This window comes from Leucobacter faecis (assembly GCF_054456635.2).
Genome location: NZ_JBTJEP020000016.1, coordinates 71,098 through 86,524 on the forward strand (window position 1 = coordinate 71,098; position 15,427 = coordinate 86,524).

A 15,427-nucleotide genomic window follows, 5' to 3' on the forward strand; every position below is an offset into this window, starting at 1 on the left:
CCTTATGCACTCGTAAAAAAAGGGGGAGGGGACCCGCCGCACTGTGGCGGGCGAGTCCCCTAAACATCACCGCGAAGTGACTAGCCGCGCACAAAGCGCTTGAAGAGCTTCCACCCGACGGTTACCGCGATGATCGCGCCCGCCACGGGAAGCGCTACGGGGAGCGCCGCGCCCACCTGAGCGGTAATCTCAGCCGCGGCCGTTGCCAGCGATGCGCCAAGATCAATGCCGCCTTCTGCTGCAAGAAACATATATATTCACCTCCTCAATGACGTCAGAGCGGCCATTAGGCCGATACCCACGCCCCCCGCGAGCGCGAAGAGCACCCATTCCACGGCCTCTGTGACGCTCACGAGTCCACCATGTAACGGAAGATTTGCCAGCCCCGCACCACTGCGAGGACCGACCCAAACAAAACCACGAGCGCAAGCATTAGAGGTGCCTGACTGTGAGTACCGCGAGCAGGAACACGACGAGGGCGACGCCGAGCACGGCAACCGCCGTCATGACCTCGAGGTTGGCGAGCACTTCGGCCCGGTACTCAGCCGCCGCCACGTCGTCGGGTCCCATTACGGCACCGGCTCAGGTGTGGCTATGGACAGCGCCGCCGAGGACACGAACCGTGATTCGCTGCGCGCAATCGCGGCCCGTACCCACACGACGAGAAGCAGCAGCGCGAGCCCGTACCCGATCAGGCACGCGACCAGCAACACCGCCATGATGGGGGACATGTCACACCGCCAGCTCAGCGAGCGCGGCGAGCTCGCTCGCGGTCGCAGTCTCGAGGAGACGAACACTCATTCCTGAGCGGCCCCCGTCCATCGCCCACGGTGTCGGGCGTACCCACCACAGCACCGTGTCGCCCAATGACGGCTTCGAGATCGGGGCGTCAAGAAACAGCTTGACCACAGACATACCATCGCCACTATTCACGACGATTTTGTGACCGCGAAGTTTTCGGGTCCCGTCCTCGAAGGCGAAATCTTCTTCCAGGTCTACGACCGTGCCCGTAAGCAGAACGCGTGAATCTTTTACCTGAGCCATGCTCACCACTCCTTTGTTAGTTCTAGGCCCCGTGCCCTACCGCGGGGGCTGCTTTCAACTATGCGCTATATAACAAGCCCAGCGCACGCCCTGACGGTCAGAGTCAGCAGCGAATGAAATGTGTAAGCGCTGGGGGCGGCTGAGTGTCGGCTGATTTTCGCAGGTCACAGGCCATGTCGTACCGCTTCGCGGGGAGTCGCTGCGCTCCCTTTTCGTAGCGGCTGCGCCGCTCTTTTTCTTTTCTTCCCGTTTGGCCTTCGGCATTGTATCCGTCCACACGTCCACTTCAGCCCCGGGCGCGAACCCCGCCCGTGTCGCTCCTACGTCGCGCCACGCGCGGGAACCGCTGGGCTTCCGTTCCCGTGCTCCCGGATGGTGCTAAAGCACCCAAACGGGAAGAAAAAGTTAGAGGGGGTTATCGTGAATAGGACGACTGAACAGCTCGAGTTCATGACGGGGCGACTCGAGCAAGTACGCGAGCAGCTGCGAGAGCTCGACGACAAGGCGCGCTGGATCGCTGAGAATACGCGGCCCGGAATCGTGACGGCGTGGGATCAGACAGCCCGCGAAATCGTGAATACGCGGGACGCGCTACGACGCATCGAAGACAAAGTGTCTGAGCTGCGGCAGCGGATCGCCAACGACACCACGATTGACGAGGTCGCGGCAGAATTTGGTGTGACCGCGGCGCAGGTGCAAGGCTGGCTTGACCTTGGGCGCGACCTCGAAGCGGCCTACGTGAGCGACTACGGCTACACCGCCGACGAAGTGCGCGACTTCTTGCGGCTCAAGACCGCGCCGCGCCGCGACGACATGAAGCACGGGAAGCTGTAGGCCGTGCAATGTCAGCGTATGAGCTCTGGGAAGTAGCCGCCGCAAGTAGCGCCGAAGTGCAGGCGCTCCTTGCGGCGACGGCGCAACGCATCTGCCGTGCCGCGGATCGCGTGCGCGATGCCGTGATGAGCGGGGACCTCGAGCTTGCAAAGACGCGCGCGGCCATTTATGCCGACGCGCTCGAGGACTTGCACACGCTCCTAGATCAGCAACAACCGTAACGTAACACAATAGCCGGCTATATATTTACGCAACAAACGATGCGTAAATATGTAGCCGGCTATTTACTTGCACTACAATCGTAGCGAAACCCGCCGGCCGGCATCACAGTTTGATAACAGCGACGCTACCCCCGGCCCGCGTCAGTCAACCGCAGCAGCAACACCACGACGACCCCCCACCGAATGCAGCCGCAGCGCCGATGCGGCGAAAAAATTCGCCCGTGCGGCGCTGCGCGCCACACGGGAAAGCTGGGCGAGGTCGCGGGGGAGACGACCCACGCCCGCCCATATTCTACGAGCAGACCGACCGGCCCGCCAGCGTCCACGATGACGCCGTTAGGCTGTCGTCTCAATCCTGCCGTGCGCGTCGCGCAATCGCTGATACATGGAGAACGCCCCGGCAGCATGACCGGTGACTTCGCACCACCAGCTAACAAGCTGCTCGAGCTCGGCGGCGGCAGCGAGCCCGTCATTAACGACCAGGAAGCCTGAGCCGCCCGTGTAGTGCTGTTTACGCCGCTTAACCCGGCGCGTGCTCTCGCGTATTGCGCCCGTGCGCTCGTTAATCCGGTAGCGCGTAACTTCGACCTGCTGAAAATAACTCTGTTGTCTGGCACGCCGCCGAAGATACCGCTCAATGTACGTGCTCAATGGCGCATAAGGTGAAGTCCCCGCGGCGCGGTCGATAATCTATATTATGTCAGCTCTAGGGTTTGACTACCGCGCGGGGGCCGCAATTTCGCCCCCGCGGCGCTCGGTTCACGAGCGGCAAGTTCGCACACTCGACCGCGGTTACTGCACGTCGAACCAGAACGCAGCCGTCGGCTCGGCATCACGCGTGAGCGTCAGCGCCCAGCAGCCGGGTTCATCGAGTGCAAGGTTCATTTGCCACTCATCACCGGGGCCCGCGAGGTCGTCACGATCGCGCGGCTCCGGATCCGCCGAAAGCTGCGCCGGCTTACCGCCGGGCGCGGTGACCTCGGCTCCGAGTTTGCCCTCGCCCGTGACCCGCACCACAAACTTACGCTCACCGGGCTTGGCTTCACCGTTTGTGGCCGCGTCGCCCTTAAAGAAGAGCCCTTGCGCACTGGCCGATTTCGTCAGCGGCGTACCGATGATCGCGAAATGGCGCTCAGGCCCCGCCGCGGGTGACGCGGGCTTGCAGTCGGACTTGCCCAATTCAGGGTTCAGGGAGTCTTCCAGTGACGGGCCCGAGCAGCCCGCCGCGCCAAGGACTACCAGCCCCGCCGCAAGCGCCGAAAGAAATCGTCTCGATGAACCCATGTGTGTTTCGCTCCTGTGTGCCGGGTGTTCTACCGCCAGCGCGCCTTCTTGCAGGCGCGGCTTTCCCTCATCACAGTAGTCGTAGACTAGAGAGGTGACCACTTTGCCCACGCCCGACTCCCCCGCGCTCTACATCAAGATCTGCGGTATGCGCGACCCGCAGCTCACGCAGCGCGCTGTTGAACTGGGCGCAAACGCGATCGGCGTCGTGATGAGCCCCGGCACACCGCGCGACGCGACCGAGGCAGAAGCTCGCACCGTGATCGCGGCCGCAAAGGCCACGAATGCAGCCGTTGACACGGTGCTCGTGGTGAACAAGATGCCCGCGCGCGATGCGGCCGAGATGGCTGCGCGCCTCGGGTTCGATGTACTCCAGCTGCACGGTCGCTACTCGGCCGACGACTTTGCCGCCGCCAAAGCGGTCATGCCGCGAGTGTGGCGGGCGGCCTCCCTCGCCCACTTCCCCGGCATTCTTCCCGGAGAATTTGGTGAGGAGCGCCTACTGCTCGACGGCGCAGACCCCGGATCGGGGGCACGCTGGAGCTTCGAGGGCCGCGCGCCCAGCGAATTTGGCACGAGCTGGCTGCTCGCGGGGGGCCTCTCCCCCGACAACGTCGCCGCGGCGATTGCGCAGCTACACCCCGCAGGCGTCGATGTCTCGAGCGGCGTCGAGTCTGCGCCGGGCGTGAAAGACGCTGCGCGCATTGAAGCGTTCATTGCCGCCGCTCGCGCGAGTGCTGCGGCGTCCCGCCATTCGCTCCCCCAATAGCAAAACATTTGGTTCTGGTGTTTTCAGTAAACCCGATGTAACCTATTCGTTATATTCAAACGCGCCCCGATCGGTGCGCGTCCGCCAATGAGAAAGCCTGCATGACTGACGCACAGCAAGAATCCACTACAGATCTGCCTACACGGCGCAGCCTTCGCGAAGCGATGAGCGGTCAGGGTGAAGAGATCTCGTACCGGGTTCCCCGTCGCGCGCACACCCCCGCGGCAGCTCCCGAGCGTGCTGTCGCACGTGCGCCCCGCACCACCAGGCAGAAGATCGCCGCCGTCGCCGCGGCCTTCAGCGTAGGGGGCCTTGCGCTCGTCGCGGTGCTGCCGATTGCCAGCCAGAGTGACGTGGCCGAGGCGGCCGCCGGCCAGCAGCAGCTGTTCTCGGAGGTGTCTGCCGCAGACATGCCGGGGTCATTCATTGATGTGACGGGCGTCGCGTCTGAAGAGATCACCGAGGCCTCATATACCTTTAACCCCAAGGTGATGGTGAACTACCCGTTTGCCGCGCCCGTCATGCTGACCGACCCGTTTGGCTACCGCACCGCCCCGGTTGAGCAGTTTCACGACGCACAGGACTTCGCCGCCGCGGCAGGCACCCCCATTCAGGCGATCGCCGAGGGTGTCGTGCTTGAAGCCGGCCAAACTTCAGACGGTTGCGGCTTCGGCCTCAAGCTCGAGCACCAGATCGACGGGCAGACCGTCACCAGCCGCTACTGCCACATGATCGATAACTCGCACAGCATTCAGGTCGGAGACCAGCTGGAGATGGGCGATTTCGTGGGCGAGGTGGGCGCCACCGGCATGGCCTTCGGCGCGCACCTGCACATGGCGATCCGGGTGAACGACGAGCCCGCTGACCCGATGCCGTTTCTCGCGAAGTACAACACGACCCCGCGTGAGCTGCCCGCTCGCGCCGACGACGCAAAGCAGTCGTCCAAATAGGTAGAGGCGTCGTAACGTAGTCGAGCCCCCTGCACCGCAAGGTGCCGGGGGCTCAACTACGTTACGAGGGTAAGCGGGGTCAGTGCGCGGGGCGCGCGATCGGGATCCGGTGCCCGCTCACCTGTTCGGCGACGTTCTGTGCGATCTGCGCCGCGGTGAGGCCCGCGGCCTCAAGCAGCTCACCGCGTGAGGCGTGGCCCGGAAACTCGTCGGGCGTGCCCAACTCGCTCACGGCGGTGTCGACGCCTGCGTCTCTCAGCGCCTGCCGGATCCGGGTTCCCACCCCTCCCACACGAATGCCGTCCTCAATGCTAATGAGGAGGCGGTGGTTGCGTGCGATGTCGACCACTGAAGCCGCGACAGGCACGACCCAGCGCGGGTCAATCACGGTGCAGGTGATGCCCTGTGCGCGCAAGATGGCGGCGGCTTCGAGGGCGACCTCGGCCATCGGGCCGACCGTGACGAACAGCACATCGGCCTGCTCCCCCGGCGTATCGGCGAGAAGCACGTCGACGCCGTCGGCCCGGCGCTCGAGCGCGGGCAGCTCTTCGATCACGGCCCCCTTGGGGTATCGCAGCACCGTGGGGCCGTCGTCGATGGTGACGGCCTCGGCGAGCAGCTCCCGCAGGCTCGTCGCGTCGCGAGGGGCAGCGATCCGGATCCCGGGAACGACCTGCAGGGTCGCAAGGTCCCAGACGCCGTTGTGGCTTGCGCCATCGGGCCCGGTGATGCCCGAGCGGTCGAGCGCGAAGGTGACGCCGGCGCGGTGCAGCGCGACGTCCATGAGCAGCTGGTCAAACGCGCGGTTCATGAAGGTGGCGTAGACCGCGACGACCGGGTGCAGGCCCCCGTAGGCGAGGCCGGCCGCGCTCGTGACCGCGTGCTGTTCGGCGATGCCCACGTCGTAGACGCGTTCGGGGTGGCGTTCGGCGAGCAGGTCGAGGCCCGTGGGCTGCAGCATGGCGGCCGTGATGGCGACGATGCGCTCGTCGGTTTCTGCGAGCTCGGCGAGGTGCTCGCGAAACACGCCCGTCCAGGTGGGCGCAGATGACTTGGCGACGGGGGCACCGCTGTCTGGGTCGATCTTGCCGATCGCGTGAAACTGATCGGCAAGATCGTTCTCGGCGGGCGCGTAGCCGTAGCCCTTCTCGGTGATCACGTGCACGAGCGTGGGGCGGCCGTAGCCTTTGGCCTGTGTGAAGGCCTCTTCGACGGCGGCAAGGTCATGGCCGTCAATGGGGCCTAAGTACTTGATATCGAGGTTTGAGTACAGGTGCTCGTTGTTGCTCGCTCGGCTCAAAAAGCCGTGCAGTGCACCGCGGGCACCGCGGTAGAAGCTGCGGCCGGGTTTGCCGAGGCGTGAGAACAGCTTCTCGCTACCCTCTTGCAGGTCGCGGTAGCTGCCGCGCGAGCGCACGCCGTTTAGGAACCGAGCCATGCCGCCGATGGTGGGCGCATAGGATCGACCGTTGTCGTTGACCACGATCACGAGGTTGCGGTCGTTATCGTCGGTGATGTTGTTGAGCGCTTCCCAGGTCATGCCCCCCGTGAGGGCGCCGTCGCCGACGACGGCCACGACGCTGCGGTCGTGCTGCCCGGTGCGGGTAAAGGCGCGCGAGATGCCGTCAGCCCAGCTGAGCGAACTCGACGCGTGCGAGCTTTCGACGATGTCGTGCTCTGACTCTGCGCGCTGCGGGTAGCCGGCGAGCCCGCCACGCTGGCGCAGCCCCGCGAAGTCTTTGCGGCCCGTGAGAATCTTGTGCACGTAGCTCTGGTGACCCGTATCGAACACGATCGGGTCGTTTGGAGAGTCGAAGACACGGTGTAGGCCGATCGTGAGTTCAACGACGCCGAGGTTTGGGCCCAGGTGTCCCCCGGTCTTCGCCACCTCTGCGATGAGGAATTCGCGGATCTCTGCCGCCAGCACCAGACACTCGTCTGGGGTGAGCTGCTTCAGATCTGCGGGAGACTCAATGCGGTCCAGAATCGCCACCCGTTACTCTCCATTTCTTCGCGGGCCAAGGGCCCCGCGCATCCCATCAGTCTACCGCGAAACTTAACGCGGCCCCCGCTTCGCACTGGGCGAGGCGGGGGCCGCGATATTCGATCGCTCGTCTGCTGGGCTATTCGACGGCACCCGTGATCGGCTCGATGATCGCTGATGAACTGGGCCTCGTTGGTTATGGAACCTCAGTCATAGTGTCGGGAAATGTGGTGGACGCGGCACGAACCCTGAATCTCTCACGAGACGAGGAAGGCAATGTCGTCGCGGTGCAGACGTCAGAACGCCACAGGGCCGTGCTTGAGGCCTTGGCGTACATTGCTTACGGCTCAACCCGAGAGGAAAGCGCTGGTCGAGAATGGATCACCGAACAGCGCGAGAAGGCACTAGCGGCTTGACTGGCCAAAACAAAAACTCTCCATAGGCATTCCGCCCGTGGCGCCGCTACGGACGGCGGAAGCGGTGCCTATCTCTGTGCCCTGGCCTCAAGTAACAAGGCTCGGACCTGCTCACTTCAACTCCTGCTTGCGTAGTCACGCGAACCGCCCCGCATGATCCAATCCGTTGGTTCAACGTGGAGACCCTGGCCCGAGGTTCAGTGGAGATAGCCCCCAGCAAGTTCTTTGCGAAATCCAGCATGAGGCTAAAGCGATTCTTTGCACCCCTCAGCAGCTCCGTCTCAATACCGCTTTCACGTGCCGATTCCAAGAGAGAGGCTGCGTTGCCGGTCGACACGGGATTGCCGCCGAAGTACATGGCTCGAATCTGATCGGGGTCGACAAAGCGGCCCCCTAAGGGGTGAGTGGCGCAGTCTTCGACCCAGCGTTTCTCTGCACGGGAAACGGCGACTTCAACACCGACCTCGACGTTAATGATTTTGAGCTGGCGGTATGGTGATGGTGCACCATTGAGCTCGTCAACTGTCTGATCGACAATTCCGCTCCAGGTCAGCGTCCCCTCCATAATGAAGTTTTCACCAGACAGCAGGCATCGCATTCGAATTGCGTCCGCTGCCTCGACGGCCTGAGCATGGATCAGTCCAGAAGCTTCGCGCGGCGACACTGGACCACCGGGAGCTTCTGGGAGGTTCTGCAAGTACCCATCGTCGAGGAGGATCTAAAGAATGACGTCTCTGACATCATCAGGGTCTATTCTCCGATACTCATGTGCCTGAGGAAGGCTCTTCCTGATCTCGTAAGACTTCCCCGCGCCAGGAGGTCCAGCGGTAAACACTGCGGCGAGGCCTTCAGGCTTCCCCTGCCGAGTGCTTGCGACGTGCTGCTCTACAGCCCGATCCAGAATGCCGTCCTACTCATCATCAGCAGGTAGATCAACGCTGTGGGAGCTGTAGTGCAGTTCACCGCCTGGTTGCAGCTCCCGCAACAGCCATTCTCGCCTCTCCCGGCTGGCGAGAAATGTCACCGCTTCTCTCTGAGGCGTGTCGAGATGAGTGCGTAATCCTCCGAGGAAATCAGCTTGAACATCCGAGCTCTCTTGACCTCGTCCCATGATCCGGGAGCGTAAGCGTCATAACCCTGCGGTTTGCCGTACGTGTAATCACGGCTGCATAGATCCTGAAGCATCTCGTCATGGGTAACTTTCCCCAGAGTGAATAGGGCAGTCACCTCAAGGGGCGTGTTGGTTCCGCGTCGGCGGGCACGGCGAGCAATGTTCTCGGCAAGCGTGATCGCAGCGCTGCCCGGAGATGCCTTCATGATTGCCATAGCACTCATTGTAATCGATCCATTAGTGTTTCAGGGGAGCCGATCCAAGCCTCTCAGCCCTGCGTGAGCCCGACCGGCTCCCCGCCATGATTTGACGCGCCGCTACGCCGCGCGCGCGACGCCCTGTAGCTTCATAAACAAGGTGAACGAGCTTCGCCTGGTGCTCGAGGGCGCTCGGCTCGGGCGTCTGGATGGTCTTCGGCAGGGCACTACAAGTCGGGTTCAGAAGCAATGCGCGGCCCGCAGGAGAGCTCGGGAAGCCAGCCGACGTATTTGAGAACGCTTTCGTCTCCCAAGTAGCGCGCCGCCAGCTACTCACCCGCCGTCTGCTGCTGCCCTGCGTTCGTTCGGAACTAATGACCGCACATAGCCTCACGTCAGTTACTAATGGGACATCGCCATTGTCTCCGGCGACTTCGTTCCAGGTGGTCTCCGTGCTTCCAGAATGCTCAACGAGCACCTCGTCAACTCGTTCTTGTATGGCACTCGCCGTGGGATCCGTCTCTATGACATCCGCCGCTAAGCTCATCCCTACGATCGAAGTTCCAATGAGACAGGGCGGTTTCGTTGAGCAAAGATTTCGTGCGTCGCGTAGTGGTCATGGACTACCTCCAAAGTGTGTATGAGATGACAGAATCAGGAGGCAGCGATGCCTCTGGATTCCCACCGGTCATGATGGTTTCTGCGGCAAGGATCTTCCAAGATCTCGTGTCGATCACCAGCTGCTCTGACACACCCTCAGCGTGGTGAGTTCCCCTGCCCAGCCCGATAAGTAGGCCCGGCCGTCCGGCGCGATCAGTGGTCGCGCCCGCTCACTTCAGCTCCCTCGCCGCCCAGAACGGCAGCGATGAGTGATCGTTCGGCGGCCGGGCTGAGAGTCCAGGTTTGCAGCAGCGACACTGCCGCCTGCGCGTACTCTGCAGCCCCGTAGGAAACGTCTGTCGGAAACCCACTGAGGTGCAGGTACTTGTCGAGGTAGTCCCTCATGAGTTCAGGGCTCTCCGGGGGCGCATCAGGAAATCCGCCGAACAGCTCCCCTGCACCCCAATCAAGCTTTTCAAGCATCGATCCTGGCTGCGAAGCCTCCTCGGGGAGCGGCTCGATTGCTGTGCCGTAAGCGTCAACGGGTGTGCCCGCGAACAGCCGGCTAACCCTGATCCATCCGCGTTCGCGATCACCTCTCGTTTTTGAGGCTGAACAAAACCGCTGCTGGGGTTATCAACGTCGAAGATGAAGAACCACCCCTCCAGCGAGGACCCAAGCCGTGATGGCACCCCCGATGCTGCTTCGAACATGCTCACCTCCGCTCGTAGATCACTGATTGTTTGGGTCGCTGATCGTATCGGAAGCGGCTGGAGAGCAACAGCCATGGCCTTGGGCGACGGCTGAAGTACGGCCATCATTGACGCGATCAGCAACACCGCCAACGCCGCAGCACCGGAAAGGAACACCGGAAGCCGCCCCCGAGACCTGCTGAGCTGACCCTGCGACTGGGGAGCCGGCGGGCGTTCGCCGTCAAGGATGCTCGCGAGTGAGGTCTCCGCGGAGATCGGCAGCCGGCCATCTCGGTATGGGTTCGCATCACGGAATCTGCGCGTAACGTCATCCATGAATTTTTCCTCCTTTTGCGCTTTGAGGTTGGGATGATTTCAATTCCTGGTCTTTCAATGCTGAGCGGAGAGCTCTCCTGGCGCGGGAAAGGCGAGCCCAAAACGCCGGCACCGTACACTCCATGACTTGTGCTGCTTCCGGCGCACTAAGGCCGTCCCAATACGTGAGCTGCAGCGCGAGCGAATCCTTCTGCTTCAGCGTGGTAAGCACCAACCTCAATTCGAAGTCTTCGAGATCGCTTTCCCAGGCACCAGCGTTTGCGAGTTCCTCATGAAGAACACGCTGTATATGCGCCTTTTCGGTCACGCGTTTCTGGTAAACATTTCCGACCAGATTGCGCGAAGTGGTGATCAGCCACGGGATCCCTATCTTCACACCTGCTTGATGCTTTTCGTAAGCGCGGTAGAAGACTTCAGAGACTGATCGCGTGGGAGATGACACCGCGCATTACTTACGTAGAGCCACAGTTTGGGGTGCGAGGGGAAACTACGTTGCTGATATCGACTGTATTGAACGACAAATCTACTTGCACCTAACCAGCTCATTCCAGTTTCGGGCAACAAAACCCGCCAGATTCATGGACGGAAAAACACCAATCGTTGTATCAGACCCAAGGCCTGACTCAGGTGCGATGCTGAACTTTCTGTTCACAACTATGATAAGAAATTCAAATTCTTATTTACCGTTGGGGGTAGCGAATGTTTAGGACAGAGGCGTCCAAAACCAGATCTGGAAACTGGTTACTTGAGGCAAATTCCGGCGATGGTCATGCTGTATTTCAAGTTCAGATGCACCCTCGAGGCCCAAATAAGTGCCGCTACTATGGCTTAGATGTTGAGTAGAAGGTAGAGATCACTATGGGGCTTTTTAGCAGGAAATCAAAATCTGTTGCTGTAACTCTCATGTTGGTGAAAGCGACTAGTACGGCAACCCTGCAGGAACTTTTCTCGGCAATTGGTGGGTCTCCGACATTAGAGAGTTTGGCTGAATCTCAGATTCTACGAGTACCAGACACACGTGTCGACAGATCTAGTGCACTGGATACAAAGTACGTCTATTCCATTGATGGAGAAGAGGGGGCGACACTTGAGTTGTATGCGGACCCCGGAACTGAATTTGCTTCAGTTCGCATCAAGGGGTCCGATGCGCTCGTCCAAAGGGCCCAAGGAGCACTGTCATCAGTTAAAGGAACGCTAGAAGCCATGTTCCCTGGAGCAGTCGCCATGGTTCGCTACAGCTAGGGAAGCTACGAAAGTTTGCCATAGGTCCCGAGCACCATGCCTCGCTTGTTCCAGGCCATCGGCTTATGACAGGATCTTTCTGCCTCACTGAGCAGGTAACAGGCATGCCAGTCTCGATGAAGCGTTCTGGGCTTGGCGCGAGCTTTCGTGCACCTATTCGTGGCTTTGGAATTGACAAGGGAAGGTATCCACTATTATTGGATACTTTCCCTTATGTCTGAGCAGCAATCGTGTGGTGACAACGCTAGCCTGCATCCTTTGGGGCTGTAGGTGACCATACATCTCGTCGTGGCGTTGCAGCCGTAGGGGTCTGGTGCACGACGGTCTAATTGATGCCCTCTGGGCTTGAGGAAGGCTCCAGCCTGGTCAAAATTTCCGCTGGCCGGCACGCATCAGCCAAGGTAAGTGTAATTTCGCGAACCCTGGAATTAGAGACAATTCGCACCGGAGGCTGATCACCTGGGAGTTGACAGCGCTGACTACTTACGTAGAGCCAAAGATTGGGGTGCGACGAGAATCTCCACGGATCATCATTCCGAGCCCGATTACCATTTCCGACCAACAAATGATGGCCACGCTTACCCAAACGCTGCACCACTGTGACCCCGGGTTGCCAATCGGTAAAGACGTTAGACCAAATCACTTTTGAACCCCCTTCGAGCATTCGGCAGTGAATACTACCCTCTTAGCCGGTCCTTCAGAACAGGCGGACAAGAGTCAGTCAAGCCCTCGGCAGACCCCTGCTACCTCGCCGGTGGAAATACCCGACGAATGGACAAACTCGTGACGGCCCTCGGGATCCACTCCCCCTCGAAATTACAGGTCTCCCGGATGGCCACAGATCTTGACGAATACGTTGACCAGTTCCGCCACCGTCCGCCGGGCAACACGGGCCCGCTCAGGTTTATCGCCATGGTGCTCGTCGCGAACGGAGTCAACGCTGACGGCAATCATTTCGTCGACTGGAGGAAAATCACTATAGCTCCTCGGTATCTTCACAATTGTTCATTTGGGCGTTAGCATAATTTTGTGAAGTGCTAGTCCGAAAAGATTGAGGGTCCCAAATGGCTAAATCGAACTGCTGCGGCGAAGAAGTTGAAAGTGACAATTCAGGTACGAGACGTTGTTCAAAGTGTGGTGCCGCACAATAGACGTGAAACGCCTTGGTTCTGGCGGCAAAGCAAATTGTCTGACCACGACTACCTTATGCCTTTAGACCAGACAGCGTAGAAATCATAACGCCGGTCGGATTCACCCCAGGGAGTACTTCCGGGGTGAATCCGACCGGCGTTGTCGTCTATGGCTTTCATGGCTTCCTTCGCCGTAATTAAATAAAAGGTGATTATTTTCACATCGGGAAAGGTCGGGTAATTTCCGGTGGCACTTGAAGTGAACCTCTCCTTGGTTCCCCAAAATGCTACCGCTTACCTCTACTACAGGCATCACAATTATGTTTAGATCAATGATGTGAATGTATGCTTCTGACTGTAATTCAATCCGTGCCACACTGGGATGATCTTGTCGGTATCAATGGGCAGGCACTCCGAAATGACACTCTTTCTACCATTGCTGAAGAGATGATCTGTCTAGGCACGCAAGAGCGCCGTCACCTGCTCGAAAGTGGCGTACCGTTCAGGATCGGGAACACGGCGGGTTCGTGCGATCGCGCGATGCGAACAACCGTCATCACATCTCGCTCTGCCGATAAGGGCACTGCTTAGAGAGTATCTGCATGATCAACCGGTAGTCAGCCATGGAGGGCTCCCTTGCATCCGCCCAGGCCAGAATTAGCATGGATGGAAGCAAACTCTTAGTTTCGCTCGGGAGCGTGCTATCGGATACACCCACGGACACTGACAGCTTGACCCACACCTGCTATCTAAAGGTTCGGCTAGACAATCCGTATTCCCCAGGGCAGCGTGAAACAAATCAGAATTTCAACGGGCTCTTATGTGATTACTACCCCAAGGCGCCGATGTTTATACCATAAGCGTTGCGGAGATCCAGACTGCCACCGTTCAGCGCAGTAATCGACCGCGCAAGACCCTCGGATTCCACACGCCCCGCAATAAGATGAACGACCCCCAGTGGTCTTGCACTGACACCCAGAATCTGCAAGGAACTTCAAAACCTAATTATAGTTCAAGGCTGAATTTCAGTTGCCTCCGGACCAACCACGTGTTTCTCCGAATTCCCGTACACCTTCGCTGAATGCTGACCACGGGCCGTCGAACTGGCCCTGAGCCATCTCTTGCATAGCCTGTCCGGCTAGCCACGATCGAAGTGCTTCGTACATGTCTGTGTCAGGGATGACACTAAATCCCCGACGAAACACCTCAAGTGCATGATCTGGAGTAATCTCACCGGTCTGGATCAGGTGTGGGTTGTTGATAATGTTTTGAAGTGCGCCGAACGCAACTTCGCGAGGGTTGTCTCCGAGGTCAGTGGCTCTCCGCACAAGAACCCAAACATATTCTCTAAGTCTATGGGCGTGCTGCAGAAGGAAGCTAACGAAGCTTCGTGCTGTCTGAGCATCCGCAAGTACTAGTTCCCAACCGGGGAACTCTTCCCAAACGTCCTCTCCAATAGCCATTCCGAGCGACCAATAGCCACCCACGGCACCGTCAGGTGTGGCCGGGGTAAGAACAAGGGAGAAGCCATCGTCGCGCTCGCGGAGTGACTCGATATATTCTTGGGCCACATCGATAGAAGCCACCTCAACGCTAATGACGAATCCATCTTCCCGAGGAATTACTGAAATATCATGGGCTCCCCCGGCAGAGTTCCCCGAATCAGTAAGTCTGTAGACACTGCCCATGTTGAGCCCCATCTCGAGTGCGTTGAGCTCAACTGTGAGGCCTTGCTCTATCAAATATGGCCTGAACCCCTTGTCGATAAGCGTCCTAGTTGAATTGTCAATCATGCCTTTATGCCCTCCGGTAGAGGCGTGTTACAGCTCATGCACCGCCCAGTAAAACACCACATGAAGTGAGCGATTACGGCCAGAAGCTAAGACAAAGCTCACGAGACCTTCACCCCTCACGTACCCCAGATCCCAACGTCGGGGCCAGAGAAAGAATCCTATTCCCCCCTAGCCCCGGCATTGCCAATTACTATTGACCAAAATGAAGTTGGTGATCTTGCGTCGCCAAATTTGGTTCGAAGATCATAGAGGATCTATACTTCTCAATTTGGCGAATTATAACGTTGTCTACAAGCTTCATCTAAAACACGCTAGTGTTTTTCAGGAACAAGAACCCCACTGGCAGCTGTGGCTCGATGGCGATTTGCCTTGCGTGATTGCTTCCACACACCAGGCACACTTATTATTCGGGTTTCCCGGGACTTTCCCGGCGCATGCACATGCCATTTCTTTCTCCTTACTAATAGCTTCCAACGAATGTTTCTAGCTTGAATAGAATATTGTCGAGTATCAGAGAAAAGTCAAGACATCGCGTACCTTACGTATATTGATCGCGCACTGATCCGCTCTGGGCTTTTTGTAGTCCCTAACCTGATCTACGTTTCTGCCGACCGGCGCATAAAAACCAAAGCACTCGTAATTTCACCCCCCTCATTAGACAGAATTCGCACCAGATACAGCGACCACGTGTGTCAGCGAGCGTGCCCACATCTGCGCGTCAAGCGCTCCCTTGCCGAGGAGCTCCGTTGTTTAGCAGCCGCTTTTGGTAGCGCCTGTGGGTTGACCCGGTAGCAGACGTGGGAGTGCCCGGTAGCGGTCACGCG

16 protein-coding genes and 1 pseudogene are annotated in these 15,427 nt (G+C 59.3%); 5 read left to right on the forward strand and 12 right to left on the reverse strand.

Annotated features, from left to right (window positions below):
- Window positions 1–80: 80 nt before the first annotated feature.
- The 4 genes from ACXR2T_RS12215 to ACXR2T_RS12230 all read right to left on the reverse strand — a co-directional run bounded on the left by ACXR2T_RS12215 (window position 81) and on the right by ACXR2T_RS12230 (window position 1,044).
- Entirely contained in the window at window positions 81–251 is a 171-nt protein-coding gene (locus ACXR2T_RS12215) for a hypothetical protein (RefSeq protein WP_458839583.1), read from the reverse strand.
- Window positions 252–432: 181 nt separating this feature from the next.
- The gene (locus ACXR2T_RS12220) at window positions 433–570 is read right to left on the reverse strand and encodes a hypothetical protein (RefSeq protein ID WP_458839585.1); all 138 of its coding nucleotides are present in this window, start codon (window positions 568–570) and stop codon (window positions 433–435) included.
- Window positions 570–731: a hypothetical protein gene (locus ACXR2T_RS12225; protein ID WP_458839586.1), complete on the reverse strand. Its 162-nt coding sequence runs from the start codon at window positions 729–731 to the stop codon at window positions 570–572. Before ACXR2T_RS12225 ends, ACXR2T_RS12220 begins: the two co-directional genes overlap by 1 nt.
- Window position 732: 1 nt before the next feature.
- The gene (locus tag ACXR2T_RS12230; RefSeq protein ID WP_458839588.1) at window positions 733–1,044 is read right to left on the reverse strand and encodes a hypothetical protein; all 312 of its coding nucleotides are present in this window, start codon (window positions 1,042–1,044) and stop codon (window positions 733–735) included.
- A 420-nt stretch (window positions 1,045–1,464) separates the two neighbouring features.
- On the opposite strand from ACXR2T_RS12230, the gene ACXR2T_RS12235 reads away from it, so the two are divergent.
- Both ACXR2T_RS12235 and ACXR2T_RS12240 read left to right on the forward strand, forming a co-directional pair.
- Window positions 1,465–1,878, forward strand: a complete 414-nt coding sequence (locus tag ACXR2T_RS12235) for a hypothetical protein (protein WP_458839590.1) — start codon at window positions 1,465–1,467, stop codon at window positions 1,876–1,878.
- Between the two features lie 8 nt (window positions 1,879–1,886).
- On the forward strand, window positions 1,887–2,099 hold the full coding sequence (locus ACXR2T_RS12240; RefSeq protein WP_458839592.1) for a hypothetical protein: 213 nt from the start codon (window positions 1,887–1,889) through the stop codon (window positions 2,097–2,099).
- 336 nt (window positions 2,100–2,435) lie between these two features.
- Here the strand turns inward: ACXR2T_RS12240 and ACXR2T_RS12245 are convergent, their stop codons facing one another.
- Window positions 2,436–2,750 (reverse strand): hypothetical protein, encoded by a 315-nt coding sequence (locus tag ACXR2T_RS12245; RefSeq protein WP_458839594.1) that lies wholly within the window; start codon window positions 2,748–2,750, stop codon window positions 2,436–2,438.
- A 141-nt stretch (window positions 2,751–2,891) separates the two neighbouring features.
- Window positions 2,892–3,383, reverse strand: a complete 492-nt coding sequence (locus ACXR2T_RS12250; RefSeq protein WP_458839596.1) for a hypothetical protein — start codon at window positions 3,381–3,383, stop codon at window positions 2,892–2,894.
- A 94-nt stretch (window positions 3,384–3,477) separates the two neighbouring features.
- On the opposite strand from ACXR2T_RS12250, the gene ACXR2T_RS12255 reads away from it, so the two are divergent.
- Both ACXR2T_RS12255 and ACXR2T_RS12260 read left to right on the forward strand, forming a co-directional pair.
- Window positions 3,478–4,152 carry a phosphoribosylanthranilate isomerase gene (locus ACXR2T_RS12255; protein WP_458839597.1) on the forward strand — a complete coding sequence of 225 codons (675 nt, stop codon included), beginning with the start codon at window positions 3,478–3,480 and terminating at the stop codon, window positions 4,150–4,152.
- 101 nt (window positions 4,153–4,253) lie between these two features.
- Complete coding sequence (locus ACXR2T_RS12260; protein WP_458812791.1) at window positions 4,254–5,102, forward strand: M23 family metallopeptidase; 849 nt, start codon at window positions 4,254–4,256, stop codon at window positions 5,100–5,102.
- Between the two features lie 79 nt (window positions 5,103–5,181).
- Here ACXR2T_RS12260 and dxs read toward each other — a convergent pair whose 3' ends face one another.
- The 5 genes from dxs to ACXR2T_RS12285 form a co-directional block, all read right to left on the reverse strand.
- Window positions 5,182–7,095, reverse strand: a complete 1,914-nt coding sequence (dxs, locus tag ACXR2T_RS12265; RefSeq protein WP_458839599.1) for a 1-deoxy-D-xylulose-5-phosphate synthase — start codon at window positions 7,093–7,095, stop codon at window positions 5,182–5,184.
- A gap of 453 nt (window positions 7,096–7,548) precedes the next feature.
- Entirely contained in the window at window positions 7,549–8,199 is a 651-nt protein-coding gene (locus ACXR2T_RS12270; protein WP_458839601.1) for a zeta toxin family protein, read from the reverse strand.
- 323 nt (window positions 8,200–8,522) lie between these two features.
- On the reverse strand, window positions 8,523–8,828 hold the full coding sequence (locus ACXR2T_RS12275) for a hypothetical protein (RefSeq protein ID WP_458839602.1): 306 nt from the start codon (window positions 8,826–8,828) through the stop codon (window positions 8,523–8,525).
- A gap of 795 nt (window positions 8,829–9,623) precedes the next feature.
- Window positions 9,624–9,893: a hypothetical protein gene (locus ACXR2T_RS12280; RefSeq protein WP_458839604.1), complete on the reverse strand. Its 270-nt coding sequence runs from the start codon at window positions 9,891–9,893 to the stop codon at window positions 9,624–9,626.
- 537 nt (window positions 9,894–10,430) lie between these two features.
- Window positions 10,431–10,880 (reverse strand): RNA polymerase sigma factor, encoded by a 450-nt coding sequence (locus ACXR2T_RS12285; RefSeq protein ID WP_458839605.1) that lies wholly within the window; start codon window positions 10,878–10,880, stop codon window positions 10,431–10,433.
- 1,541 nt (window positions 10,881–12,421) lie between these two features.
- Between ACXR2T_RS12285 and ACXR2T_RS12290 the strand changes: the two are divergent.
- Window positions 12,422–12,640, forward strand: a pseudogene (locus ACXR2T_RS12290) (transposase); the annotation flags it as partial.
- Window positions 12,641–13,835: 1,195 nt separating this feature from the next.
- Here ACXR2T_RS12290 and ACXR2T_RS12295 read toward each other — a convergent pair.
- On the reverse strand, window positions 13,836–14,603 hold the full coding sequence (locus ACXR2T_RS12295; RefSeq protein ID WP_458839607.1) for a hypothetical protein: 768 nt from the start codon (window positions 14,601–14,603) through the stop codon (window positions 13,836–13,838).
- Between the last annotated feature and the right edge of the window lie 824 nt (window positions 14,604–15,427).